General features: G+C 43.8%; 26 protein-coding genes. 12 read left to right on the top strand and 14 right to left on the bottom strand.

The window, feature by feature from the left end; genetic code table 11:
• Positions 1-282 precede the first annotated feature (282 nt).
• From prmA to acuI, 7 genes are all read right to left on the bottom strand, one after another.
• On the bottom strand, positions 283-1,167 hold the full coding sequence (gene prmA, locus PROVALCAL_RS09745) for a 50S ribosomal protein L11 methyltransferase (RefSeq protein ID WP_006662894.1): 885 nt from the start codon (positions 1,165-1,167) through the stop codon (positions 283-285).
• A 217-nt stretch (positions 1,168-1,384) separates the two neighbouring features.
• Positions 1,385-2,845 (bottom strand): sodium/pantothenate symporter, encoded by a 1,461-nt coding sequence (gene panF, locus PROVALCAL_RS09750; protein ID WP_006659066.1) that lies wholly within the window; start codon positions 2,843-2,845, stop codon positions 1,385-1,387.
• On the bottom strand, positions 2,835-3,077 hold the full coding sequence (locus PROVALCAL_RS09755) for a YhdT family protein (RefSeq protein WP_006662895.1): 243 nt from the start codon (positions 3,075-3,077) through the stop codon (positions 2,835-2,837). The genes panF and PROVALCAL_RS09755 overlap by 11 nt, the downstream gene beginning before the upstream one ends.
• Positions 3,078-3,254: 177 nt before the next feature.
• Positions 3,255-4,601, bottom strand: a complete 1,347-nt coding sequence (gene accC / locus PROVALCAL_RS09760; RefSeq protein ID WP_006659069.1) for an acetyl-CoA carboxylase biotin carboxylase subunit — start codon at positions 4,599-4,601, stop codon at positions 3,255-3,257.
• 12 nt (positions 4,602-4,613) lie between these two features.
• Entirely contained in the window at positions 4,614-5,084 is a 471-nt protein-coding gene (accB, locus tag PROVALCAL_RS09765) for an acetyl-CoA carboxylase biotin carboxyl carrier protein (protein WP_006659070.1), read from the bottom strand.
• Between the two features lie 18 nt (positions 5,085-5,102).
• Positions 5,103-5,567 carry a type II 3-dehydroquinate dehydratase gene (gene aroQ / locus PROVALCAL_RS09770; RefSeq protein ID WP_006659071.1) on the bottom strand — a complete coding sequence of 155 codons (465 nt, stop codon included), beginning with the start codon at positions 5,565-5,567 and terminating at the stop codon, positions 5,103-5,105.
• Positions 5,568-5,801: 234 nt separating this feature from the next.
• Complete coding sequence (gene acuI / locus PROVALCAL_RS09775; protein ID WP_006659072.1) at positions 5,802-6,782, bottom strand: acrylyl-CoA reductase (NADPH); 981 nt, start codon at positions 6,780-6,782, stop codon at positions 5,802-5,804.
• A gap of 614 nt (positions 6,783-7,396) precedes the next feature.
• Between acuI and PROVALCAL_RS09780 the strand changes: the two genes are divergently transcribed.
• The 11 genes from PROVALCAL_RS09780 to PROVALCAL_RS09830 all read left to right on the top strand — a co-directional run bounded on the left by PROVALCAL_RS09780 (position 7,397) and on the right by PROVALCAL_RS09830 (position 19,795).
• Entirely contained in the window at positions 7,397-8,440 is a 1,044-nt protein-coding gene (locus PROVALCAL_RS09780; protein ID WP_006662897.1) for a rod shape-determining protein, read from the top strand.
• 85 nt (positions 8,441-8,525) lie between these two features.
• Positions 8,526-9,503, top strand: a complete 978-nt coding sequence (gene mreC / locus PROVALCAL_RS09785; RefSeq protein ID WP_006659074.1) for a rod shape-determining protein MreC — start codon at positions 8,526-8,528, stop codon at positions 9,501-9,503.
• Between the two features lie 45 nt (positions 9,504-9,548).
• Entirely contained in the window at positions 9,549-10,037 is a 489-nt protein-coding gene (gene mreD / locus PROVALCAL_RS09790) for a rod shape-determining protein MreD (protein WP_006659075.1), read from the top strand.
• 36 nt (positions 10,038-10,073) lie between these two features.
• The gene (locus PROVALCAL_RS09795) at positions 10,074-10,661 is read left to right on the top strand and encodes a Maf family protein (RefSeq protein WP_006659076.1); all 588 of its coding nucleotides are present in this window, start codon (positions 10,074-10,076) and stop codon (positions 10,659-10,661) included.
• Entirely contained in the window at positions 10,658-12,127 is a 1,470-nt protein-coding gene (gene rng, locus PROVALCAL_RS09800) for a ribonuclease G (protein WP_006659077.1), read from the top strand. The genes PROVALCAL_RS09795 and rng overlap by 4 nt, the downstream gene beginning before the upstream one ends.
• 23 nt (positions 12,128-12,150) lie before the next feature.
• Complete coding sequence (yhdP, locus tag PROVALCAL_RS09805) at positions 12,151-15,945, top strand: AsmA2 domain-containing protein YhdP (RefSeq protein ID WP_071586591.1); 3,795 nt, start codon at positions 12,151-12,153, stop codon at positions 15,943-15,945.
• Positions 15,945-16,793 (top strand): deaminated glutathione amidase, encoded by an 849-nt coding sequence (nit1, locus tag PROVALCAL_RS09810; RefSeq protein WP_006659079.1) that lies wholly within the window; start codon positions 15,945-15,947, stop codon positions 16,791-16,793. Before yhdP ends, nit1 begins: the two co-directional genes overlap by 1 nt.
• An 11-nt stretch (positions 16,794-16,804) precedes the next feature.
• Positions 16,805-18,250 (top strand): metalloprotease TldD, encoded by a 1,446-nt coding sequence (gene tldD, locus PROVALCAL_RS09815; RefSeq protein WP_006659080.1) that lies wholly within the window; start codon positions 16,805-16,807, stop codon positions 18,248-18,250.
• A 91-nt stretch (positions 18,251-18,341) separates the two neighbouring features.
• Complete coding sequence (locus PROVALCAL_RS09820) at positions 18,342-18,848, top strand: ribonuclease domain-containing protein (RefSeq protein WP_006659081.1); 507 nt, start codon at positions 18,342-18,344, stop codon at positions 18,846-18,848.
• A 12-nt stretch (positions 18,849-18,860) separates the two neighbouring features.
• Positions 18,861-19,169: a barstar family protein gene (locus tag PROVALCAL_RS09825; RefSeq protein ID WP_006659082.1), complete on the top strand. Its 309-nt coding sequence runs from the start codon at positions 18,861-18,863 to the stop codon at positions 19,167-19,169.
• 62 nt (positions 19,170-19,231) lie between these two features.
• Positions 19,232-19,795 (top strand): RBBP9/YdeN family alpha/beta hydrolase, encoded by a 564-nt coding sequence (locus PROVALCAL_RS09830; RefSeq protein WP_006659083.1) that lies wholly within the window; start codon positions 19,232-19,234, stop codon positions 19,793-19,795.
• Positions 19,796-20,072: 277 nt separating this feature from the next.
• On the opposite strand, the gene yjgA is transcribed toward PROVALCAL_RS09830, so the two are convergent.
• On the bottom strand, positions 20,073-20,618 hold the full coding sequence (gene yjgA / locus PROVALCAL_RS09835; RefSeq protein ID WP_006659084.1) for a ribosome biogenesis factor YjgA: 546 nt from the start codon (positions 20,616-20,618) through the stop codon (positions 20,073-20,075).
• 184 nt (positions 20,619-20,802) lie between these two features.
• On the opposite strand from yjgA, the gene pmbA reads away from it, so the two are divergent.
• Positions 20,803-22,143 (top strand): metalloprotease PmbA, encoded by a 1,341-nt coding sequence (pmbA, locus tag PROVALCAL_RS09840; RefSeq protein ID WP_006659085.1) that lies wholly within the window; start codon positions 20,803-20,805, stop codon positions 22,141-22,143.
• 117 nt (positions 22,144-22,260) lie between these two features.
• Here the strand turns inward: pmbA and rnk are convergent, their stop codons facing one another.
• The 6 genes from rnk to rpoN all read right to left on the bottom strand — a co-directional run bounded on the left by rnk (position 22,261) and on the right by rpoN (position 26,510).
• The gene (gene rnk, locus PROVALCAL_RS09845; RefSeq protein ID WP_006659086.1) at positions 22,261-22,671 is read right to left on the bottom strand and encodes a nucleoside diphosphate kinase regulator; all 411 of its coding nucleotides are present in this window, start codon (positions 22,669-22,671) and stop codon (positions 22,261-22,263) included.
• A 191-nt stretch (positions 22,672-22,862) separates the two neighbouring features.
• The gene (gene npr / locus PROVALCAL_RS09850; protein ID WP_006659087.1) at positions 22,863-23,135 is read right to left on the bottom strand and encodes a PTS phosphocarrier protein NPr; all 273 of its coding nucleotides are present in this window, start codon (positions 23,133-23,135) and stop codon (positions 22,863-22,865) included.
• Positions 23,135-23,986, bottom strand: a complete 852-nt coding sequence (gene rapZ, locus PROVALCAL_RS09855; protein WP_006659088.1) for an RNase adapter RapZ — start codon at positions 23,984-23,986, stop codon at positions 23,135-23,137. Before rapZ ends, npr begins: the two co-directional genes overlap by 1 nt.
• Positions 23,987-24,197: 211 nt before the next feature.
• On the bottom strand, positions 24,198-24,665 hold the full coding sequence (ptsN, locus tag PROVALCAL_RS09860; RefSeq protein WP_006659089.1) for a PTS IIA-like nitrogen regulatory protein PtsN: 468 nt from the start codon (positions 24,663-24,665) through the stop codon (positions 24,198-24,200).
• 88 nt (positions 24,666-24,753) lie between these two features.
• Positions 24,754-25,041, bottom strand: coding sequence for a ribosome hibernation promoting factor (gene hpf / locus PROVALCAL_RS09865; RefSeq protein WP_006659090.1), 288 nt, complete (start codon positions 25,039-25,041; stop codon positions 24,754-24,756).
• Between the two features lie 23 nt (positions 25,042-25,064).
• Positions 25,065-26,510, bottom strand: a complete 1,446-nt coding sequence (gene rpoN / locus PROVALCAL_RS09870) for an RNA polymerase factor sigma-54 (RefSeq protein ID WP_006659093.1) — start codon at positions 26,508-26,510, stop codon at positions 25,065-25,067.
• Positions 26,511-26,570: the final 60 nt, after the last annotated feature.

The raw sequence follows: 26,570 nt of genomic DNA on the forward strand, positions 1-26,570 counted from the left end.
ATTTTTTACGAGATATGAAAGGACAAACTTTGAGCAAACGGTTATTTATCACTAACTTTTTTATCTTGCTTTTTAAGAAATAATAAAATTAGTGTTATTTAACAGGTTGTTAGGTGTTTTTTAACAACGAGCACTAAAAATAACGATTACAGAGAATATCCGAGACTCATCTCTCGAGCAGAACAGATTATCACCAGCTATTGAGCAATATTTGAGCTGTAAGATAATCCATTCTGCAATTAATTTCAAAGAAATTATTCTTCAATTTTTACCGCAAACCCATTAAAAATGCTTGACACCAGTGATTCGGCACCATTCATCTTTCTCTGCAACTGGATCAATATTGAAGTCTGCACGATACGCGTCAGCCACGCTTTCAGCTTGACTCGCTAACACGCCAGAGAGACCTAAATGACCCCCGACTCGAGGTAATACACTGATCATTGGTGCAAGCTCACGTAATGGACCTGCAAGGATGTTAGCAACGACGACATCTGCTTGAAGGTCTTGGGGTTGGTCTTTCGGTAAATAGAGCGACAAACGCTCTGAGACGCCGTTACGCTCTGCATTATCGCGGCTAGCGAGGATAGCTTGTGGATCGATGTCGATCCCAATAGCGTGTGCGGCACCTAATTTCAATGCAGCAATAGCTAAGATCCCAGATCCGCAACCGAAGTCGATTACTGTTTTACCTTCAAGATCTAATCCGTCTAGCCACTCTAAGCATAAAGAGGTTGTTGGGTGGGTGCCCGTACCGAATGCCAATCCTGGATCTAACATAACATTCACCGCGGTTGGATCGGGCACATCACGCCAGCTTGGGCAGATCCATAAGCGTTGACCGAAACGCATTGGGTGGAAGTTATCCATCCATTCACGTTCCCAATCTTTGTCTTCAATTTGTTCGATTTTATGAACAAAGCCAGGTGCTAACAGTGGGCTATTTTCTAACTGGGCGATCACCAGTTTCATGTCAGTTTCAGCGTCATACAAGCCAATGACGTCAGTATCTCCCCAAAGGCGAGTTTCCCCCGGAAGTGGTTCGAAAACAGGGGTATCATGGCTATCTTGAAATGTGACAGAGACTGATCCCGTTTCCATTAATTCATCGCCAAGCGCTTCTGCATCTTTTGCGTTTGAGTTTAGTCTGATTTGTATCCAAGGCATTGTTTTTTCTCTTCTAGGATGCTCTTCATTCTTCACGCCATAGCGTTGTTGGCTGCGCTCGCTAACCCTAGTCACATACTTGTGTATGCTCCTAGGGATTAGCTCGTTTGCCGCCTAGCTATGACGCGAATTATTTAGAGCACTAAAATGGTTTGCTATGTTTCACATCAATATTGAGAGCATTGCATTTGTTCATTTAAATTAGGTAAAGCCAAAATCAATGAGTGCTAGTTACCTGTTCGTTTGGTGCCGATTGTACTGGATTTTTGCCAAAAAGATTACCGATCAAAAAGGCAATTAAGCTGAGGATCAGCGATGGGACAATCGCGTGAAAGCCCATAATTTCAATCTTAAATGACGCAAAAATAGCGTAACAGACTCCACCCACAATCATTCCACTTAGCGCCCCAGTACCATTGGCTTTTTCCCAATAAAGTCCAAGAACCAGCGGCCACAGGAATACGGCCTCTAACCCACCAAAAGCTAGCAAGTTCAACCAGATAATCATTTGTGGTGGATTCCATGCTGCAATCAGCAGTAACGCGCCTAAAATCAAGGTTGAGAAGCTGGAAATTCGCGCTAACTTTTTCTCATTCTTAATCTGCTGAGGAGCTGCATTGAGGTAGATATCTTTCACGATCGTCGCCGAAGATTGTAGTAATTGGGCGTTAATGGTGGACATAATGGCTGCCATTGGCGCCGCAAGGAAAATTCCCGCAGCGAACGGAGGAAGCACCTGTACCATTAGGGTAGGAATAACTTGGTCTGGGATGGTTAAGTCAGGTAACACCGCCCGCCCTAAGGCGCCAGCAAAGTGCATACCAAACATCAAGATAGCCATCACAATCGTCCCAATAATGATTCCCTTATGGACGGCTTTACTGTCTTTATAAGAGATACAACGTACGGCGGTGTGTGGCAAACCAATCACACCAAAGCACACTAATACCCAAAATGATGCGAGGAAGGGGCCACTGAGAATATCGTCAGCACCTTCTGGTGAAACCAGTTTAGGATCGATGGCATGCATTTTTTCTATGGCAGCCGGTAAACCTCCCGCGTGATAGATAATTGCAACCAGCAGGATGACGGTGCCTAATAGCATGACGAGCCCTTGCAAGGCATCGTTAAGGACGCTCGCCCGAAAACCACCGATAGCAGTATACAGTGCGATAGAGACACCAAAAATGAGTAGTCCGTATGTGTAGGGAATGCCTGCCGCAGTTTCAAGTAATCGAGCACCGCCGATAAATTGCACGGTCATTGCGCCAAAGAACGCGACTAATAAACTGACACTTGCAAACCAAACTAAAAAACGGCTTTGGTAGCGGGCGTACAGCATGTCGTTAAGAGTAACGGCATTATAGCGTCGTGCGAGGATTGCGAATTTTTTGCCAAGTACACCCAAAGATAGCCAAATGGCAGGCAGTTGGATCATGGCAAGGAGTACCCAGCCTAATCCATATTTGTAGGCGGCTCCGGGTCCCCCAATGAAGGAACTGGCGCTGATATAGGTCGCCGTGATCGTCATGGCTAAGACAAAGCCGCCCATAGAGCGATTGCCGAGGAAATACTCGTTAAGAAACTCGCCTTTCGTGCGTTTTTTATAAGCGTAGAGCGAAAGGAGAAAAACGAGGAGCAGATAGCCAACTAGGGGCAGAAGTACTTCAGTCTGCATCTTTCTCCTCCAGAGGGATATCTTTGAATACGAGTTTTACCATCATGATACATAGCACAATAAAGATGATAGGGAGAATCAGACATGACCACTCAAACCACAACGGTAGTCCTGTAACACCAAGAGTATTACTGGGTAGATAGGCGCAGAGTAACCAACCTAGCAAATAGGCAATCGTCAGATATAACGCCCAACGAGCTTCCCTGTTTGATTGAAGAAAACGTTTGTCCATTCGTTTTTCCTCCTCATGTTGACAAAAATAATCGGGGGATTGTACGACAATCTGAGTGGGGAGTGTTAAAAATAGCATAATAAAACCGATAATCTGGTTATTTATAGGCAAAAAAATACCGGAAAAAGGCTTTCCGGTATTTGTTTTGGATGATGAAAATATCGACTATTCAGCTTATTATTCTTGAATACCGAGTTTTTTCTCCAAATAGTGGATGTTGGTTCCACCTTTGGCAAAGTTTTCATCATTCATGATCATCTGTTGTAATTCGATGTTGGTTTTAATTCCATCGATGATTAATTCGTTCAACGCGTTTTTCATACGAGCAATCGCGATGTCACGAGTTTCACCATAAGTAATTAATTTACCAATCATTGAGTCATAGTACGGAGGAACAGAGTAGCCTGCGTAAATATGAGATTCCCAACGAACACCGAAGCCACCCGGAGAGTGGAAACGCGTGATTTTACCTGGGCTAGGCAGGAATGTATGCGGGTCTTCTGCGTTGATACGACACTCAATCGCATGACCGTGAACATTAATTTGATCCTGAGTCACCGATAATGGTAAACCAGATGCCACACGCAGCTGTTCTTTGATTAAGTCAACGCCGGTGATCATTTCTGTCACTGGGTGCTCAACCTGAATACGGGTGTTCATTTCGATGAAATAGAATTCGCCGTTTTCAAATAAGAACTCAAAAGTACCTGCGCCACGATAACCGATTTCAATACACGCATTTGCACAGCGTTCACCGATATGACGGCGAATTTCAGGGGTAATTCCCGGCGCTGGTGCTTCTTCAACCACTTTTTGGTGGCGGCGTTGCATTGAACAGTCACGTTCTGCTAAATAAATAGCATGACCCTGACCATCTGCCATCACTTGGATTTCAACGTGACGAGGGTTTTCAAGGAATTTCTCCATGTAAACCATATCGTTGTTGAATGCAGCTTTTGCTTCTGCTCGGGTCAGGTTAATGGAAGATTCTAAATCTTTTTCATTACGGACCACTCGCATACCACGACCACCACCACCACCAGATGCTTTGATGATAACTGGGAAGCCGATGCGTTTAGCAATTGCTTTGTTCTTTTCAGTATCGTTGCCTAATGGACCATCAGAACCCGGTACACAAGGAACGCCTGCTTTTTTCATCGCGCTAATCGCAGAAACCTTGTCACCCATTAGGCGGATGGTTTCAGCTTTTGGCCCGATAAAAATGAAGCCTGATTGTTCTACTTGCTCTGCAAAGTCAGCGTTTTCAGACAGGAAACCGTAGCCTGGGTGAATCGCTTGTGCGCCTGTGATTTCAGCCGCAGCAATGATCGCAGGGATGTTCAAGTAGCTTTTTGCCGATGCGGCAGGACCAATACAAATAGTTTCGTCTGCCAGCAATACGTGTTTTAAATCTCTATCTGCCGTGGAGTGAACCGCAACAGTTTTGATGCCGAGTTCTTTACATGCACGCAGAATACGCAGTGCAATTTCTCCACGGTTTGCGATAACAATTTTTTCCAGCATGGAAACGCCTCGTTATTCGATGACAACTAATGGCTCGTCAAATTCTATTGCATCACCGTTTTGCAACAAAATAGCTTTAACAACACCAGCTTTATCTGCTTCAATTTGGTTCATCATTTTCATCGCTTCAACGATGCAAAGAGGATCGCCAACTTTGACTGTTTGACCAACTTCAACAAATGGTTTTGCTTCTGGGCTTGGTGAGCGGTAGAAGGTACCAACCATTGGTGAGCGAACTTGGTGACCAGAAACTGCCGCAGGTGCTGCTGGAGCTGCTGCTTCTTGTGCTGGAGCAACCGCGTTAGCTAATGCAGGTTGTTGAGCAACTGGTGCTGAGTAGAACTGTTGAGGTGCAGCCATCATTTGAGATGCTGGTGATACACGACTGATACGTACTGACTCTTCACCTTCAGAAATTTCCAGTTCAGAAATGCCAGACTCTTCAACAAGCTCGATCAGCTTTTTAATTTTACGAATATCCATGGATATGATTCCGTACTCTTATAATTGGATTGAATTAATTAGTTGCACACGGTTTACCGCGGCTTGTAATGCAAAACTGTAACCCTCAGCACCAAGACCACAAATAACTCCACTGGATATATCGGAGAAATAGGAGTGATGGCGAAAGGATTCTCTAGCATAAATATTAGACAAGTGGATCTCAATAAATGGGATACTCACCGCTAATAGCGCATCACGCAGAGCAACACTTGTATGCGTGAATGCGGCCGGGTTGATTAGGATATAATCAACATTACCTTGTGCTGCATGAATTCTATCGATAAGTTCATGCTCTGCATTTGACTGAAAATGGCTCAGTTTCACCCCTAGCTTTTCTGCTTCTTGCATCAGGTTCGATACAATGTCAGAAAGCGACCGCGCTCCATATTTCTCAGGTTCTCTAGAACCTAGCATATTTAAGTTCGGTCCGTTAAGGAGCAAAATATGAGTATCTTCTGTCATTGTGTTGCTAACTCCGACGATATGTCAATAATCCGACAACATAACGCGATGTTGACGGTTTGTCATCTTTTATCATAAAAATAAATAGATTTTTGACTGACAAGGAAGAGCATTATAATTATTTCGTCGCATATAGCAGCAAAATACTGGTCTTATCAGAGAAATTACCCGAATTTATTTTAGAAATTGTGCCGTAATCCACATTGTGGCAGCACAATGATGGATATTGATGATTTAATTTTGAAGGTTTACTAGGGTACGCCCAGTGACTTCATTTTTTAAGAGTTTTTTTGCATATTCCACACACTCTTCTAAGGATATCTCTCTGCTGACTTGTCCATAAAACGTGTCAGGCAAGAGTTGTGCTAATCGTTCCCACACTTTTGAGCGTTTAGCTGCAGGGTAGTAAACCGAATCGACTCCTTGTAGACGAACATTGCGTAAAATGAATGGCATAACGGTTGTTGGTAGAGTGAATCCGCCAGCAAGTCCACATGCTGCTACAGCTCCATTATAGTTCACTTGTGCTAAAATATTGGCGAGCACGTCACCACCAACGGTGTCGATTGCACCCGCCCAACGTTGTTTATCTAATGGCTTCGCGGGATGCGTAAATTCACTGCGTGGAAGCACACTTTTTGCGCCAATCTGCAGCAAATAGTCATGATTTTCTTCTCGCCCCGAAATAGCGACAACGTGGTAGCCTAATAAAGACAGTAGTTGAGTGGCAATACTTCCGACTCCACCACTGGCACCACTGACCAGAATGTCGCCACTTTCAGGGGTAATGCCTGCCTCTTCAAGCGCGTTGACACAGAGCATCGCGGTAAATCCTGCGGTACCAATAACCATGGCGTGTTTCAGTGATAATGATTCAGGAAGAGGCGTTAAATAATCAGCGGGAACTTTTGCTTGGGTGGCAAGTCCCCCCCAATGGGTTTCTCCCACTCCCCAGCCGGTGAGTAAAACATGTTGACCAATATGGAAACGGGGATCTTCACTGTGATGAACAATGCCTGAAAAATCAATACCTGGGACCATGGGATATTGACGGACAACCCCCGCTTTTCCATTAATTGCGAGCGCATCTTTATAGTTAATTGTCGACCAGTGAATATCGATGATGACATCACCCTTAGGTAGTGACTCTGGAGAAACTTGATGAATTTCAGGAACGATTTTATCGTCTTGTTGCTGTAAAACGAGCGCTTTCATGACCCACCCCTAATTTATGATTAAATAAGTGTTTTTTTAATTTACACATAGGTAAAATCGTTTTCATTGACACCAGAATGGTTTTCACACTATTACTTATGTAATTAATTTGTAAAAATGCATTTTTTTCTGGCATAACTAGGCTTTTATCATGCAAAATGTCCTACTCTGACTAATACATCAGCGTGTCGACATCGTTATAGCTTAATTTTAAGTTGATAATAGAATTAGCGACATTTAAGTTCACTTATTTTGTTGTTAAAAAAGCTAGATGTATAGCAATAATTAAAATATAAAAATTTTATTTGAACTTGTAGACGTAATCGCTTGTCACACTGGGAAGAACGCAAAGATGGAGTATATAACAACCAGAAGGTTGTCCATTTTTTGTGCGCAAATGATGAACAGATTCATGTGCGTATGAATTAAGGGTAATTTTCGGGGTTTTTATCTGCTTCGTTTTGTTATAGAAGCATGTACGATTTTAGTATGTGAAAATAGATGAATTAACCATATTTATGAAGTGATTGATTTACGCCTTGAGGCAGCTTCAAGTGGTTGGTAGAGTAGACGGGTTTTTATTCGTCCCCAGCTTGCAGGATAATCCTTTCGTTATGTTTAAAAAATTTCGTGGCATGTTTTCTAATGACCTGTCGATTGACTTGGGTACGGCCAATACCCTCATTTATGTCAAAGGACAAGGCGTCAAATTAAATGAACCCTCTGTAGTTGCAATTCGTCAGGATCGCGCAGGCTCGCCAAAAAGCGTCGCGGCGGTTGGTGGTGAAGCAAAACAGATGCTGGGGCGTACACCGGGTAACATTTCTGCAATTCGACCAATGAAAGATGGTGTTATTGCTGACTTTTTCTTAACTGAAAAAATGTTACAACACTTTATTAAGCAAGTTCACAGTAACAGCTTCTTGCGTCCAAGCCCTCGCGTTTTAGTCTGTGTCCCTGTTGGTGCAACTCAAGTTGAGCGTAAAGCTATCCGTGAATCTGCATTAAGCGCAGGCGCACGTGAAGTATTTTTAATTGAAGAGCCTATGGCTGCGGCAATCGGTGCGGGTTTACCTGTCTCTGAAGCAACGGGTTCGATGGTTGTCGATATCGGTGGTGGCACCACTGAAGTGGCTGTTATCTCCCTGAACGGTGTTGTTTACTCTTCTTCTGTACGTATTGGTGGTGACCGTTTTGACGAGTCAATTATCAACTATGTACGCCGTAATTATGGTTCCTTAATTGGTGAAGCAACGGCTGAGCGCATTAAGCATGGTATCGGCTCTGCTTTCCCAACAGATGAAGTTTATGAAATTGAAGTGCGTGGTCGTAACTTGGCAGAAGGTGTGCCACGCGGATTCAAAATGAACTCCAACGAAATTTTAGAAGCATTACAAGAGCCTTTAACAGGTATTGTTAGCGCGGTAATGTTAGCGTTAGAACAGTGCCCACCAGAATTAGCGTCTGATATTTCAGAGCGCGGTATGGTATTAACAGGCGGTGGTGCTCTCCTGCGTAATTTAGATCGTTTATTAATGGAAGAGACTGGCATTCCGGTCATCGTTGCTGAAGATCCTTTAACCTGCGTTGCTCGTGGTGGCGGTAAAGCGTTAGAGATGATTGACATGCACGGTGGTGACCTGTTTAGCGAAGACTAAATCACGCCATAAGCAACTGGGGTTTTAGCTCCAGTTGCTTTGACTATTTTTTTATTCTCCGACCATTAGCGAAACTTAGCCATACATGAAGCCAATTTTTAGGCGAGGTCCTTCCCTACAGTTACGCATTTTTATTGCAGTGATAATTGCATTGGTGCTGGTGGTGATTGACCATCGTTTCGAGCCTTTCAATAAAATCCGTAATTATTTAGACACGGCGGTTAGCCCATTCTATTTTTTAGCTAACGGACCTCGTCAGTTCCTCGATAATATCTCTGAAACCCTTTCAACGCGGGATCAACTCCAATTTGAGAATAAAGCCCTGCGCCAAGAGATATTGTTAAAAAAAGCAGATAACTTACTGCTTGAGCAGCTGAAACAAGAAAACGCCCGTCTGCGAGAGCTTTTAGGTTCCCCATTACGCCAAGACGAACACATGATGGTAACGCAGGTTATCTCAGGTGCGAACACACCTTATCGTGATCAAGTGGTCATTGATAAAGGAAGTAATGATGGTGTCTATGAAGGTCAGCCTGTCATTAGTGATAAAGGTGTGGTTGGGCAAGTGGTGGGAATCAGCAACTTTAATAGCCGCGTTTTATTAATTTGCGATACCGCTCATGCGTTACCGGTGCAAGTTTTACGTAATGATATTCGCGTTATCGCTGCCGGTTCTGGTTGTGCGGATGATTTACAGTTAGAGCCATTACCCGGAAATACAGATATTCGCGTTGGCGATGTACTAGTGACATCGGGGCTTGGCGGGCGATTCCCTGAAGGGTATCCCGTTGCGGTGGTTTCTGCGGTGAAGCATGATACTCAGCGTGCATATACCATCATTTCAGCTAGACCAAGCGCAGAATTACAGCGTCTACGCTATTTACTCCTATTGTGGGGTAATGAAAATGATCCTAAAACTGCGTTACAGCCATCTGATGTTTACCGAGCGGCGAATGAGCGTTTAATGAAAGTGTTGCCGCAGGTGTTACCAACGCCGAGTGAAATTCAAGGACCGCCATTGCCATCGTCCATGCAACCAGAACAAACTCAGTCACAGCCATAAGATTGGATGAGAGAGACTGTATGATGAAGATGGGAGGGGATCATAATGGATGAGTACCGTGGTAATGGGCGCATCATTATTTGGTTATCTTTTTTTATCGCACTGATTTTACAGGTCATGCCTTGGCCTGAACAATTGGCGTTTTATCGACCAACATGGTTGCTGTTGATTTTGATTTACTGGGTGATGGCATTACCACACCGAGTCAGTGTTGGCACTAGCTTTCTCTTAGGGATTATCGTCGATTCTATTCAAGGCTCGGCACTGGGCGTTCATGCCTTATCATTCAGCATCATTTGTTATCTCGTGGCTTATAAGCACCAACTCCTGCGTAATATGGCACTTTGGCAGCAATCTTTGATTATTGTTGCGCTAACGGTGGTGCAAGATCTTGCTGTTTTCTGGGCTGAATTCCTTTCCTCGCAAGTCTTATTCCACCCTCAAGTATTCTGGAATAGTTTGGTGAATGGTATTCTGTGGCCGTGGCTATTTTTACTGTTACGAAAGATTCGCCGTCAATTTTCAGTATGTTAAGATTGTGGCTGTTAATAATAACGGGAATAACAATTTATGAGCTTAATTTATCTTGCATCAGGTTCACCGAGACGACGTGAATTAGTCCAACTCTTAGGTTATTCCTTTGAAATTTTGCGCCCAGAAGTGGAAGAAAAATGGCAAGAAGGGGAGTCGCCTCAAGCCTATGTGCAGCGCTTGGCGCGAGATAAATCACGAGCAGGTGTGGCTATTGCACCCGCGAATCACCCTGTTCTTGGCGCAGATACGATAGTGGTTCTCGAGGGTAAAATATTGGAAAAACCACGAGACGCTGCCCATGCTCAGCAAATCCTCAGTGACCTTTCAGGTAAAACACATCAGGTAATGACCGCCATTGCGGTGTCGAATACGGATGAGACGTTAACCTCATTGATTACGACAGATGTGACATTCCGCGAGTTATCTTTGCTGGAAATACAGGATTATATACAATCGGGTGAGCCGATGGATAAAGCGGGCGCTTACGGTATCCAAGGTTTGGGTGGGCGTTTTATCCGATGTATCAATGGTAGCTACCATGCGGTAGTGGGCTTACCATTGGTCGAAACAGAAGAATTAATACAACGATTTTTAGCGTTAGGTGATGGTAAGGGGAATTCATGACTACGGAACTATTAGTAAACGTAACACCATCTGAAACGCGCGTCGCTTACATTGATGGTGGGATCTTACAAGAAATACATGTCGAACGAGAGGCGAAAAGAGGACTGGTAGGGAATATTTACAAAGGTCGCGTGAGCCGCGTTTTGCCCGGTATGCAGGCGGCCTTTGTTGATATTGGCCTTGATAAAGCAGCCTTTTTACACGCCTCTGACATTATGCCTCACACTGAATGTATCGCAGGTGATGAGCAAAAAAATTTCCATGTGAGAGACATTGCCGAACTGGTAAAACAAGGGCAAGACCTAATCGTTCAAGTTGTTAAAGACCCGCTAGGCACAAAAGGCGCGCGTCTGACTACGGATATTACTTTACCTTCTCGCTACTTAGTTTTTATGCCGGGAGCTTCTCATGTAGGTGTTTCTCAACGTATTGATAGTGAAGAAGAAAGAGAGCGCTTAAAAGAGTGTGTTGCTCAATATTGTGACGAAAACGGTGGGTTTATCATTCGCACCGCCGCAGAAGGTGTGGCAGAAGAGGATGTTAAACAAGATGCCGCATTTTTAAAGCGTTTATGGGCGAAAGTGATTGAACGTAAAAAGCGTAATGTCACACGCACTAAAATTTACGGCGAGCTTTCACTGGCTTACCGAATTATTCGTGATTTTGCGGGAGCATCATTAGACCGTATTCGTGTCGATTCTCGTTTGACTTACTCTCAGCTTGAAGAGTTTATTGCGGAATACGTGCCAGAAATGACGGCAAAACTTGAACTCTACCAAGGGAATCAGCCCATTTTTGATCTATTCGATGTGGAAAATGAAATCCAGCGGGCGATGGACAGAAAGGTTGAGTTAAAATCAGGGGGGTACCTGATTATCGACCAAACTGAGGCGATGACCACCATTGATATCAATACTGGGGCGTTTGTTGGTCACCGTAATTTAGAAGAAACTATCTTTAATACCAACGTCGAAGCCACTCAAGCCATTGCGCGTCAATTACGATTAAGAAACCTCGGTGGCATTATTATCATCGATTTTATTGATATGTCTGATGCAGAGCATCGCCGTCGCGTGCTTGCGTCGCTTGAGCAAGCACTGAGTAAAGATAAAGTAAAAACCACCATTAATGGCTTCTCTCAGCTAGGATTAGTGGAGATGACACGTAAAAGAACCCGTGAAAGTTTGGAGCATGTCCTGTGTGATACTTGCCCAACTTGCCAAGGTCGTGGCACAGTAAAATCCGTTGAAACGGTGTGCTATGAAATTTTACGTGAAATTGTCAGGGTTCATCGGACAATTGATGCAGATAGATTCTTAGTTTACGCTTCACAAGCCGTGGTAGATGTGCTGACAGGAGATGAATCTCACGCATTAGCGGAAGTTGAAATCTTTGTAGGGAAACAAGTTAAAGTGCAGACTGAGCCGTTATATAGCCAAGAACGCTTTGATGTCGTCATGATGTAGCATTTTGCTTGAAGGAGAAACTGGTGAAACGACTGCCACGCGTAGTTCTCGTGACAACCGCTGCTGTATTGTTGCTGTGTGCGTTGGTACTCACCAGTTTGCGTTTTCTATTACCTAATATTGATAATTATCGCCAAGAAATTATCACTTATGTTGAAAATCACCACGATATCTCACTGAACATCGGTAAAATCGAAGGGGCTTGGCGCTATTATGGTCCAGAGCTCATCATTTCTGATGTCGCCATTGAAAATCCGATAACAGATATTCAAGTCAACAAAGTCACCATTGAGTTAGATATTTGGAATTCCTTATTATCTCTGCGGTGGCGTTTTCGTGATCTGACTTTTTATCAACTCAATGTGAATTATAAAGTTCCGCTCAGCTTTGATGGCTCAGAAGAAACCGCCAGCTATGATGGTGTGGATGATCTCTTCTTACGGCAATTTGACCACTTTATTTTAAAAGACAGTCAGTTGACCTTCTTAACGCCATCAGACCAAACAATGACGTTACTGTTGCCGGAACTCTCTTGGCTAAATCAAGATACCCGCCATCGTGCTCAGGGCTTTGTGAGTCTTGAGACGCTAAATAAACAAAATAGTTATCTACAAGTAAAGTTGGATGTGTCGGATAAAAACGGCGTGCTCAGCGATGGAATTTTCTATGTGCAGGCTGATAACATTGATATGCAGCCTTGGCTCAGTAAATGGTTACGCGATAACACGGGGTTACGCGACGCCAACTTTAGTTTGTCTTCATGGATTTCACTCAAGAATAATCGTATTGATAACGGTCTTATTCAGCTGCGCCAAGGTGAAGCGAACTGGGGGGAAGATACCCTTGCTCAAAACCTACAAGTGAATGATTTGCTAGTTCGTATGAAGCGCCAAGGTAACGGCTGGCTGTTCAATATCCCAGAGCTCGATACATTGAAAACTAATGAGTATATCTGGCCTCAAGGTAGTGTTTCAGTCTTGTATTTACCCTCATCTGCAAAATATCAAAATAAAGATCATTGGCGCATTCGAGCAAAAAATATTGAATTAGAACGCTTGAGTGAAGTGTTACCGACATTCTCATTTGTAACCCCCGAATTGGTTCAAGATTGGCAGCATCGTCAGCCGACGGGGTTAGTCACAGAATTTGCTTTAGACTTTACGCAAGATACGGAAGAACATACGCAGATCAGTATGGATTGGCAGGATGTTAGCTGGAAAAAATGGAAAGAACTGCCATCCGTTAACCATTTTTCGGGCGTGCTAGTTGGGGGTGACCAAGAAGGCGTTCTCTCGTTTATGCTCAAAGATAGCACGGTGGATTACCGTGATGAATTTAAAGCACCCTTTGAAATTGACCGCGCTAACGGTAAATTAAATTGGGTCAACAACAGTAGCGAATTCAAATTGTGGAGCTCAGGCATTGATTTACAAGCCAAAGCGGTCAGGGTAAATGGTGACTTTAGCTATGCGAAAGCGAAGCAGCACGATATTGCCGATTTAGCTATTTTGGCGGGGATCAGTACCGATAATGCAGGAGAAGCTTGGCGCTATTTCCCACAAAAATTGATGGGGCAAGCGCTGGCAGATTACCTCACAAAAGCGATTATTGCTGGGCATGTAGATAATGCAACGTTAGTCTATAAAGGCGACCCAGCCCATTACCCTTACTATAAAAATGATGGGCAATTCCAAGTCTACGTACCGTTACGTGATGGCACATTCGAATACGATGACCAATGGCCAGCCTTACTGGATTTAAACATCGACTTAGACTTTAGCCGAGCCAGTTTGGCGATGCATGCTGATTCGGTGAAGTTAGGGGATGTAACGGCAGAAAATCTCGATGCCGTGATCCACGACTATTTTGATGAAATGTTGTATATCGATGCCGGTGTTAGTGGTACGGGCAAGCAAATTCAACAATATTTTACCCAGACACCGTTAAAGAATTCCCTTGGCGGCACCCTTGATGAGCTACAAATTGATGGCACGGTAACGGGAAAACTGAATCTCGCTATCCCATTATCAGCAGGGAAAGACGTGGTGGCAAAAGGGCAAGTTAATCTCAACAAGAATACTATTTTTGTTCGTCCTATCGACAGTACCCTACATGGACTCACAGGAAGTTTTAAGTTCACCAATGGGGATTTAGTGAGTGATAACATCACAGGTCAATGGTTAGGGCAGCCTGTTTCTTTGGATTTCACGACACTGACGGGACCAAAAGATTATTTGGTGGATATTAATTTAGGCGGAAATTGGGAATTGAATCAAATTCCAATGTTGCCAAATGATATTAAAGGAAAAGTGTCAGGTTTGAGTGATTGGAAAAGCCAAATTCATATCACGTTGCCTGAATCATCGAAGCAAGCAACAGGGCTGCAGATTGATATTACAGCGGGGCTCAATAAGTTAAAAAGCCAATTACCGGCGCTGGATACGGCATTACTGCAACAGCTCAGTAAAATAAATGTTCAAGCGAAAGGCACTACAGCGCAGTTGACCGTCAGTGGTGATATTGGTCAGCGCCTTGGATTTAATTCTCAGTGGTTGCTATCGAGTACGCCCTTACAACTGCAAAAAGCCCATATCGCGCCATGGAGTAATCAGCCGCCAATATTACCAAATGGTTCGTCAATCTTAGTGGACTTGCCTGCGGTAGAGGATGTGAATTGGGAAAAACTGGCAAGTGGATTTTTATCTTCGTCGGCTAGCTCACATGTGGGGGAAATTAGTTACCCTGACACGCTTGAAGTTAAAGTCCCCTCGGTTTATCTGGCAGGACAACACTGGAAAGACTTAAGTTTTTCCTACGACCTGTACCGTGATGAGCAGCAAATCAATGTTGATAGCACCAATTTAAAAGGACAATTACAGATATGGAAGCAGCGACCATGGGCGCTGAATATTGAATATCTGTATTACAACCCTGAAGGTTCATTGACGCCAACTGAAGCGAGTTTAAAATCGGAGACATTTGATTTCAGCCAATGGCCTAGAGTGAATATTCACTGTGCGGAATGCTGGGTGAGTGGGCAAAAATTGGGTGAAATTACGGCAAAAATTACCCCCGAAGGACAGCATACTTTGAAATTAACCGCAGGTTTACTGAAAAACAGTGCCGGTGAGTTAAAGCTGGATGCGCTATGGCACAGTAATAACGGAAATAAAACGGAGATAGCGGGTTCATTAACGGGAGAAGCTTTTGATGAAACCGCCGCTTATTTTGGTGTCTTAGTGCCTATTATTGATTCCCCGTATTCCATTGAATTTGACCTTAACTGGGGGCTCGTGCCTTGGGAACCTGATTTAGCCACGCTCAATGGTAAAATGTCGATGAACCTAGGTAAAGGCGCCATCGCTCATATGGGAGGCGGTCGTGCTGGGCAGCTGTTACGTTTAGTCAGTTTTGATGCATTATTGCGTAAACTTCAATTAGACTTCCGCGATACGTTTAGTAATGACTTTAACTTTGACTCAATCAAAGGCGATGCGGTGATTAATCAAGGTATTCTAACCTCGAAGAACCTCAATATTGACGGACTCGTCGCAGATATTGCCTTGAATGGGGAAATTGACCTCGTTAAACGCCAAATTAATGCCGAAGCGGTTATTACCCCGGAAATATCTGCTACAGTAGGTGTAGCCACCGCATTTGTGATTAACCCATTTGCGGGAGCGGCAGTATTTGCCGCATCGAAAGTCCTTGGTCCGTTGTGGAGTAAAATTTCGGTTATTCGTTATCGCGTGAGCGGCAGTTTAGATGAACCGAAAATTGATGAAGTACTACGTCAGCTTAAGGAGACTCAAGAGTAATGAAAACGGGTAATGTTGCACTTTTGCAGTTATGTAGCGGTAAGAATACTAAACACAACTTGGCACAGATCGAGCAGCAAATTAAACAGTTGCCTGATACCGTGCAGTTAGTACTTACTCCTGAAAATGCATTACTATTTGCTGATGCTGCAACCTATCGTAAACAGGCTGAAGCAGAAGGAACTGGCCCATTACAAGACGCAATCCGCGCAATGGCTATCCGCTACAATGTGTGGATCCTCATTGGATCAATGCCATTGATTAGTCGTGAAGATCCTGAACGTATTACAAGCAGCAGCTTACTGTTTGATGCGAAAGGTAATATTACTGCGCGTTACGATAAAATTCATATGTTCGACGTGAACATTGAAGATGAACAAGGCGAGTATAACGAATCCGTTATTTATCAACGCGGTGAGTATCTTACCGTGGTCGATACCCCTGTTGGTCGCTTAGGGCTGACCATTTGTTATGATTTACGTTTTCCAGGCTTATTCCAAGCCTTGCGTGAACAAGGTGCTGAAATTATTTCGGTACCTGCGGCATTCACTCGTTACACTGGGCAAGCGCACTGGGAGCCACTGTTAAGAGCGCGTGCGATTGAAAACCAGTGCTACGTTTTAGCACCTGCACAAGTTGGTGTACACGGTACTCGCCGAACATGGGGACACACTTTAGCCGTTGATGGCTGGGGTAAAGTCATGAAAAAGAATGTTGATGCCGTTTCCGCGTTGGTGGTGAATGTCCAAACAGACAGCTTAAATGTGATGCGTGAACAGATCCGAGTGGTAAAACATAACCGCTTTAGACCACAACTGACATCATTGATTAAAAAACAAACCAAATAAGAGTAATAAATATGAGTTTAGCTTCTGTCAGCGAACATTTGCTGGCTGCCAACGGTCTTAGTCAAGATAATCTGTATGATATTTTAGGGCTGCTATCTGAGCGCCGTGTTGATTATGGGGATCTCTTCTTTCAGTCTAGCTACCATGAGTCATGGGTTTTAGAAGACCGAATTATTAAAGATGGCTCCTACAATATTGACCAAGGAGTTGGGGTTCGTGCAATTACGGGAGAAAAAACAGGTTTTGCATACGCAGACCAAATTTCTCTGTTAGCGCTGACGCAGAGTGCGACCGCTGCCCGTAGTATCGTGACTGAACAAGGCTCTGGTAAGTCACAAATTTTAACGAACGTTGACTACAAAAAACTCTATTCAGACGCGGACCCTCTGCGTAGTTTACCGCGCGAACAGAAAATTGAATTACTGCATCGCGTTGACCAAGTAGCTCGTGCGGAAGACCCGCGCGTGATTGAAGTCAATGCGAGTCTGACAGGGGTATATGAACAAGTGCTGGTCGCTGCCACTGATGGCACATTAGCGGCGGATATTCGCCCATTAGTGCGTCTTTCGGTGAGTGTTCTCGTAGAACATGATGGTAAACGTGAGCGCGGAGCAAGCGGTGGCGGTGGTCGTTACGGCTATGAATATTTCCTTGAAATTCATCAAGGGCAAGTGCTCGCGGAACAATATGCTCGTGAAGCGGTGCGCATGGCATTGGTTAATTTATCTGCGATTGCAGCGCCAGCGGGTATGATGCCTGTGGTGTTAGGCGCTGGCTGGCCTGGCGTTCTACTTCATGAAGCGGTAGGTCATGGTCTAGAAGGCGACTTTAACCGTCGTGGAACCTCTGTTTTCTCTGGAAAAATGGGCGAGCAAGTTGCCTCTTCACTATGTACCGTGGTGGATGATGGGACGATTGCTGGACGTCGAGGCTCATTGGCGATTGATGATGAAGGTGTTCCGGGTCAATACAATGTGCTCATTGAGAACGGAATCTTGCGTAATTATATTCAAGATAAACATAATGCCCGTTTGATGGGCGTGGCGCCAACCGGTAATGCGCGCCGTGAATCTTACGCGCATTTACCTATGCCACGTATGACAAACACCTATATGTTAGCGGGTGAGTCTACACCAGAAGAGATTATTGCCAGTGTGGAAAAAGGTCTGTATGCACCGAATTTCGGTGGTGGTCAGGTGGATATCACGTCAGGTAAATTTGTCTTTTCAACCTCAGAAGCTTACTTAATTGAAAATGGTAAAATTACATCTCCAGTAAAAGGGGCCACCTTGATTGGCTCTGGAGTAGAGGCGATGCAGCAAATTTCCATGGTAGGTAATGACCTTGCACTGGATAAAGGTGTGGGCGTTTGTGGTAAAGAAGGGCAAAGCGTGCCAGTAGGTGTTGGTCAACCGACGCTGAAACTCGATAAAATGACCGTGGGTGGCACCGCGTAATCACACGCAAGAGAGTCTTTTTTTATTCGCCCTAGTTACGGATGTGACTGGGGCGATTGTTTATCAACACAGCAAAAATAATTGAGGCGTTATGAACAAACGTATTATTTCTTTGGTGTTAATGGCGATTTTGATTGCAATTAGCCTCTATTTTAAAGGCGGTGAGCAGACTGCGACTGAGCCTTCTATCCCTTCAACACCACCAACAACACAATCAATTCCACCTTCTCGAGAAGCGATAACGCCACAGGAAACACCAAAAACCATTGACCAATTAACGGCTCAAAATAATGTGGTGAGTTTTATGGAGAAATACCAGAAACTCCCCGCATTTTATATGACCAAAAAACAGGCAAGAGAAGCCGGGTGGGATGCTAAAAAAGGTAATCTATGTGAAGTATTACCCGGTAGAGCGATTGGCGGCGATCGTTTTTCCAACCGTGAAAAAGGGTTACCGATTGCAGAAGGGCGTCAATGGTTTGAAGCGGACATCAATTACCGTTGTGGGCATCGTGGCGCAGACCGTTTGCTCTATTCCTCTGATGGGATGATTTTCGTGAGCACGGATCACTATAAAACGTTCCAGCAAGTTAAATAATAGGGGACAGCGATGAACAAGACCGTCGTTTTTGATTTTCGTGAAATAGATAGCCTTGAGGCATTTTATCAGCAATTTCAGCAACAGTTCTCGCTTCCGAAATGGTTTGGTCACAATCTCGATGCTTTATGGGATGTGATTACGGGCGAAATTGAGTTACCCGTTACTCTGGTTTTTAGTCACCTTAAACTTCCTCAGCGTACGCAATTCTCAGCGATCATTGATTTAATGAATGAAGCTGAAACTGAGCTTGATGAAGCATTTATTTTTCTCATAGACATCACTAATAATGAGAATGATGCATCCCGAACCACATGCTAAATTTGGCGAATGGTTCTACGTTGAGCCATTTTTTGACGGTTATTTATATTGAGGGTGATTAAGTGGAAGGTAAAAAAGTTATTGTGATTCATGGTTATACCGCATCTCCGGATAATCATTGGTTTAATTGGTTAAAGGATGAATTGGAAGCTCTAGGAGCAACCGTTGATATTCCCGCCATGCCGGAGTCCGATTCACCGGATCCGCAAAAATGGGAGCAATGTTTACTCGATGCGAACATCCAGTTTGATGAAAACACTATCTTAGTCGGACACAGTTTAGGGTGTATCACTGCATTACGTTTTCTAGAGAACCATGCCCCAGAAGGTGCAAAAATTGGAGGGTATGTGCTTGTGTCTGGGTTTGATCGTACTTTGGACACGATGCCTGACTTGGCGGCTCACACTCAGTTTTCATTAGATTATAGTAAGCTGATAGGGATGAGTGACAAACGCGCGTCAATTGTTTCTTCCAATGACTGGGCAGTTGATTCAGCGACGTCAATCGAGCTGGCTAAATCGTTACAAACCTCTATTACGGTGGTTGAAAATGCAGGGCATTTCCTTGATAGAGAAGGTTTTACGCGACTGCCTGCTTTACTGAGTCTGTTAAAGTTTTGGTATTAGAAAATACCCTGTTTTTTGTGTTATAGGGGGATAGCGTCGTGTTTGTAGTGAATTTTTTGGTCGCGTGATTTGTTAATACGACCATTGGCTCGACGCCAAGCTCTATTTCGGGGGTTATCCATATTTGCCTCATTCATTTATCGTGGCTCAGCAGCCGCGATAATGCGGGTTAAAATATGATGTTGATGATGATAGTGTTATTTTGGATGGCGAGCAATAAGGGGATATTTTTTAAGAAAACTCCCCTAAGCCATTGCTAGCTAAGGGGAACAGGTCACTAGTGACTATCAGAAAGCTCTTTCAGATATTGGAAAATCTGACGGAATGCTTTTGGTGGTTTATTTCCATCACGCTCTTTCTTCGCATTACGTACCAATGCACGCAGTTGTTGGCGATCAGTTTGCGGGAATAAAGCGACCACTTCTTCGATGACTTCATCACCATCCGCTAATAAGCGATTACGCAGATCTTCCAGCTTGTGTAAGATCACAACCTGTTGGTTATGGCGGTTTTTCAGCTTATCAAGTGCTTCGGTGATCGGCTCAACTTCACGGGAACGTAATAATTTGCCGATAAGTTGCAATTGACGACGACGACCCTCGCGTTTAATTTTTTGAGCAAGCTCAATCGCATCGAGTAATTGGGAATCTAATGGGATGCGTTCAAGCTCGCTTTTACTTAGATCAACAAGCTCGGCTCCCAGTTTTTTGAGGATCTCAGCATCACGTTTAATCTCGCTTTTGCTGACCCAAATAATCTCATCGTCCTCATCTTCTTGGGGCGCTGGGATATCATCCAGCCAATCTTCAGGCTGTTTGGCCATAGGGATTTTCCTTTTTACTAAACACCGTCGTGTAATTACGAGTAATTAACATGATTTACGGCGTTGTGAGTGTTAACATTTATAGAATTAAGTCTATTGTAACTGGGAAAACCCCCTTATGACTACCTGACATTGACGAGTCTAGGTAGAAAATCACTTTTCCCCTCTTTATTGGATAAAATGCATGAGTGTTACTGAACAAGTTGCCGAACAACGTAAACAATTAGAACAAGCCGTTGCCCACGCATTGGAATTCGCCAAAAGCCGTTGTGATGGCGCTGAAGTTGCCGTTAACAAAAGCACTGGGATTAGTGTGAGTACGCGCCAAGGTGATGTTGAGAATGTGGAGTTTAACAGTGATGGCGCATTAGGGATCACGGTTTACCATAAACAACGTAAAGGTAGTGCCTCTTCGACGGATTTGAGTGCTGAAGCGATTGAACGTACCGTTCAAGCTGCAATTGATATTGCCAATTACACGTCTGAAGATCCGTGCGCAGGACCTGCAGAAGAATCATTATTGGCGTTTGATGCGCCGGATTTGAACTTGTTTCAAGCAACGGAGCTGTCCCCAGAGGAAGCCATTAAATTGGCATCGATTGCAGAAATGACGGCTTTAAATACAGATTCTCGTATTGTGAATACCGAAGGCGGAAGCTTCAACGGGCACTATGGTATCCGTGTCTTTGGTAACTCTCTTGGACTATTAAAGAGCTACAGTTCTAGCCGTTATTCGATGTCGAGCTGCGTAATCGCCGAGCAAAATGGCGAAATGGAGCGCGATTATGCGTATACCATCGCACGCAGCATGCAGGCATTGAAATCCCCTGAGTGGGTAGGGCAAGAGTGTGCTCGTCGTACATTATCTCGCTTATCGCCGCGTAAATTACCAACCATGAAAGCCCCAGTGATTTTTGCCTCAGAAGTGGCGACGGGGTTATTTGGTCATTTAGTCGGTGCTATCAGCGGCAGCAGCATTTATCGTAAATCATCATTCTTAATGGATAGCCTTGGCAAACAAATTTTACCGAACTGGTTAACCATCAATGAGCAGCCACACTTAATGGGTGGTTTGGCATCCTCGCCATTTGATAGTGAGGGTGTACGGACTACAGAGCGTAATATTGTGGAAAATGGTGTTTTACAAACGTGGCTGATGACTAGCTACTCTGCGCGCAAATTAGGTCTACAAAGCACAGGTCATGCTGGTGGAATTCATAACTGGCGCATCGAGGGGCAAGGGTTATCTTTCGATGCATTGCTAAAGCAAATGGGAACGGGCTTAGTCGTCACAGAGCTGATGGGGCAGGGGGTTAGCGGTATTACGGGCGATTATTCCCGTGGGGCATCCGGTTTTTGGGTAGAAAATGGTGAAATTCAATATCCTGTCAGTGAGATTACAATTGCGGGTAATTTGAAAGATATGTGGATGAATATGGTTACTATCGCCGATGATATCGAAACTCGCAGTAATATTCAGTGCGGTTCGGTGTTGATCCCTGAAATGAGTATTGCAGGGCAATAAGTTTTAAGTATCAAAAAGGCACTCAAATGAGTGCCTGAATACCGCCTGAAGACTAACGGGAGTTTCTTGATTGAAACTTTTTTCGGCTAGTCTTTCTCTTTGTATCGAGCATCGTTATTAACGATGAAACTCGCCAGCCGCTTCAGGTTGATAAACAATCTCTAACACACGAACGCGGGTTTCTACGCCATTTGGCAATGCCCAGCTAATTTCGTCGTTAACGTGCAGACCTAACAATGCTGCGCCAATCGGTGCCATGACTGATAATTGTTCTGCACTATCTTTTAGGGATGCAGGATATACCAGTGTACGTGTGCGCTCTTCGTTGCTGATCAAATCTAAGAAACGAACAGTGCTGTTCATCGTGACCACATCCGCAGGGATCTCTTGTGGGGAGACAATGTCTGCGCGGTCTAATTCGTCGTTTAGTGCTTCGGCAACAGGTGTACCGGCATAGGCAGCCTGTTCCATCAGTGCATCTAAGCGTTCTGCATCTAAATCATTGATAATAATTGTTGGCTTTGTCATACCACACTCCAATAGGAACGTACAAAGCAAACACCCCCCACCCAGAAGGTAGGGGGTGTTTGCTAGAAAAATAAATTATATAAAATATTAGGCGCTATAGGCGTTAAAGGGAAGAGATCGAGATCACGAACTCGGTGCCTATGCGTGTAAAACCGTATATATCACTTGGTCCATCGGGATTTACTTTTATGCTACTCTTCGTCAAATCCACTTTCGAACAGGTTAATGATTGCGGATAATGCCGATTCTTCATCGGGTCCGCTAACCTCAATATCAATTTTACTGCCTTGCTCCGAGTCTAACATCAACATCGCAATAACGCTATCCGCCTCAGCCTCAATTTGACTGTCATTTTTTAAAACAACTCTAGAGTTAAATTGTTTAACTAAATCATAGAGAAGCATCGCTGGTCTGGCATGCATACCAAGGCGGTTTTTTAGTGTGATCGTCGCTTTGACGGTCATTACTTACGTTTTTCCAGTGTTCTGTGGCGTGATTGCACGTTTTTTCCACGAGAGCGGAAGTAATCGGCAAGTTGTTCTGCGACGTAAACTGAACGGTGTTTTCCTCCTGTACAGCCGATGGCGACAGTCAGATAACTACGATTATTGGTTTCTAACATCGGTAACCATAACTCTAAATAGCTACGAGTTTGGTAAATAAAGTTATGAACTTCAGTGTGCCTATCTAAGAAGGCGGCCACAGGTCTATCTAAACCCGTCATAGGACGTAATTTGGGGTCCCAGTGTGGGTTTGGTAAGAAACGCACGTCGAAAACGTAGTCTGCATCGATAGGAATACCATGTTTGAAACCAAAGGATTCGAACACCATGGTCAATTCACGTTCACGTTTGCCCATTAAGCGAGTTCTGAGCATTTCCGCTAATTCGTGCACTGACATCTCAGAGGTATCAATCACTAAGTCAGCACGGGAGCGTAGAGGCTCTAGCAGCTCATTTTCTTCATCAATAGCACTTTCTAGGGATAAATTTTTACTCGAAAGTGGGTGTAATCTACGAGTATCGCTGTAACGACGAATTAAAGTGTTACGGTCTGCATCCAGAAATAGCAGTTGTGGTGAGAAGGTTGATGGTAATTTATCAATGGCTTCTTCGAATACTTCTGGATTGTCGGGCATGTTGCGCACATCAATGCTTACAGCCGCAGAAATATTGCGATCGGCGAGTGAATTAGCTAACTCCGGCAGTAAAACTACCGGCAGGTTATCCACACAATAGAAACCCATATCTTCCAGCGCGCGTAAGGCAACGGATTTTCCCGAACCGGAACGGCCGCTGACAATCATCAGCACCATGAGCTAACTCCCTTCTATATCTTAAGGATTTATATCTTAATGATCGATTTCTGACTGATCACCCATTTCTGACTGTTCACCCATTTCTGGCTTATTCGTGGTGATCCTCTAGCTGGTCAGATTATTTTGTCATTCGCCGTGTTTCGCGATGCCGAACATAAGAAATCATAACAATATCATTAGGCTGGCATCAACACATATTCATTATTACTTACTCGATGATGATCTTGTATAACTCTTCATCACTTTGTGCTGAGCGAAGACGCTTACATAATGACTTATCGGCTAACTTTTTAGCGATAAGGGACAGGGTATGTAAGTGAGTTTTACATTGATCCGAGGGAACAAGTAATGCAAAAAGTAGATCAACAGGTTGGTTATCAATTGCATCAAACGCAATTGGCTCTTCCAAATGCAAAAACACACCTGCAGCACGAGCACTTTCGCCTTCATTGAGCTTACCGTGGGGGATTGCAATCCCGCCACCAATACCTGTCGTGCCAACTTTTTCTCTGGTTAGTAACGCTTCAAATACCGTATTTTCCGGTAATCCCAACTCGGCGGCCGCTAACTCACTAATAATTTCTAATGCTCTTTTCTTGCTGGTGCAAACTAAATTATTACGTGTGCAACTGGCGGATAAAACATCGCTTAATTGGATTTCTATATCACTATTCATTTTATTATTCACTTAGGACTACAAAACCAGATGATGTATCCCACCATCTGGTTTAGAACATTAATCAGTCAAGGACTGGCTAAATGTATTAGTGTTGTCTCAGTTTTTCTTTATGTTTGGTTAATTGGCGTGACAGCTTATCAAGGAGTAAATCAAGTGCCGCGTACATGTCGTCATCTTCCGCTGATGCGTGAAGCTCTGCACCGTTGAGTTGCAGGGTGGCTTCAGCAATTTGCTGAACTTTTTCCACTTTCAGGACGACTTGGATACTGTTAATACGATCAAACAATTGCTCTAATTTCTTGAGTTTTTTCTCAACCGTTTCGCGCAATGCCGGTGTAACTTCAATATTGTGTCCAGTAATCTGAAATTCCATACAATCTTCCTTATCTTATTGGGTTAAACCAACTGTTTACGTTGATTTGATGGCGGAATAGATAATGACTCACGATACTTAGCAACAGTTCGACGAGCAACTTGTATACCTTGCTCTGCCAGCATACTCGTCAATTTACTGTCACTCAATGGTTTTGCTGGGTTTTCCGCAGCAATCAGCTTCTTCACCAGTGCACGAATAGCAGTGGAAGAGGCTTCTCCTCCGGTGTCTGTACTGACGTGACTGGAGAAAAAATACTTCAATTCAAAAATGCCTCGCGGGCAGTGGAGGTATTTTTGGGTTGTCACACGAGAGATAGTCGATTCGTGCATATCCACCTGATAAGCAATATCTGCCAAAATCATCGGTTTCATGTACTCTTCACCTAACTCAAAGAATTCTTGTTGTTGCTCAACAATACAGGTCGCCACTTTTAGCAGTGTTTCATGGCGGCTCTCTAAGCTTTTAATCAGCCACTTCGCATCTTGTAAGTGACTACGAATATACTGAGAGTCACTTTCACTGGCTGAATCATTTGCCATTGAAGCATAATGATTGTTAATGCTTAACTTAGGAATGCTATCTGTATTTAACTCAACTTGCCAGTGCCCACCGACTTTTTTCACCAATACATCGGGAATAACATATTCCGATTCACCGGTATTGATGGATTGACCGGGCTTAGGATTCAGCGTGAGAATCAGATCAATTGCCTTTTTTAATGCATCTTCTTTTAAACGTGTCAGTTTGCTCAACTGACGAAAGTCGCGATTTGCTAGTAAATCAATATGATGACTAATAATTAGTTTAGCTTCTTGTAGCCCTGCTGTCTCTTTTGGGTACAAAGAGAGCTGGATTAGCAAACACTCTTTTAAATCCTGAGCTGCTACGCCCAAGGGATCAAAATGTTGAATACGTTTTAAAACAGCGATGACTTCTTCTAAGGTAATATCGGGATTATCGATACCTTCATGGATTTCGCTGATTGGGCTAGTGAGATAGCCTGAATCATCAATAGAGTCAATAATCGAGGTGGCAATTGCACGATCAGTATCGGTAAATGGGGTCAAATCCGCTTGCCAAATCAGATAGTCTTGCAGCGTTTGGGTAGTTTCCCCTTGATATACTGGAAGCTCATCAAAGCTGTAATCGTTGCTGGTTCCTGAAGGCGTTCCCGCGGTATAGATTTCATCCCAATCAGCATCCAATGGTAGCTCATCAGGCATATCTTCTTTTTCTAGCGCATCTTTGGTATCGATTTCGCTGCTGTCCGCTTCGTTGCTCTGATTATCTACACTATCTTGTTCCGAAGATTGTTCTTCTTGCTCGAGTAGCGGATTGGTTTCAAGTGCGAGTTGAATTTCTTGTTGAAGCTCAAGGGTGGATAATTGCAACAAGCGGATTGCCTGCTGCAATTGGGGAGTCATTGCAAGTTGTTGACTGATTCTGAGCTGCAAACTTTGCTTCATGAATGTGCTTTATTCTCCATTACCACTAACACAACCAATATCATGACAACCAACAAGACA

The sequence above is a fragment of the Providencia alcalifaciens DSM 30120 genome (assembly GCF_000173415.1).
In the GTDB taxonomy this organism is placed as follows: domain Bacteria; phylum Pseudomonadota; class Gammaproteobacteria; order Enterobacterales; family Enterobacteriaceae; genus Providencia; species Providencia alcalifaciens.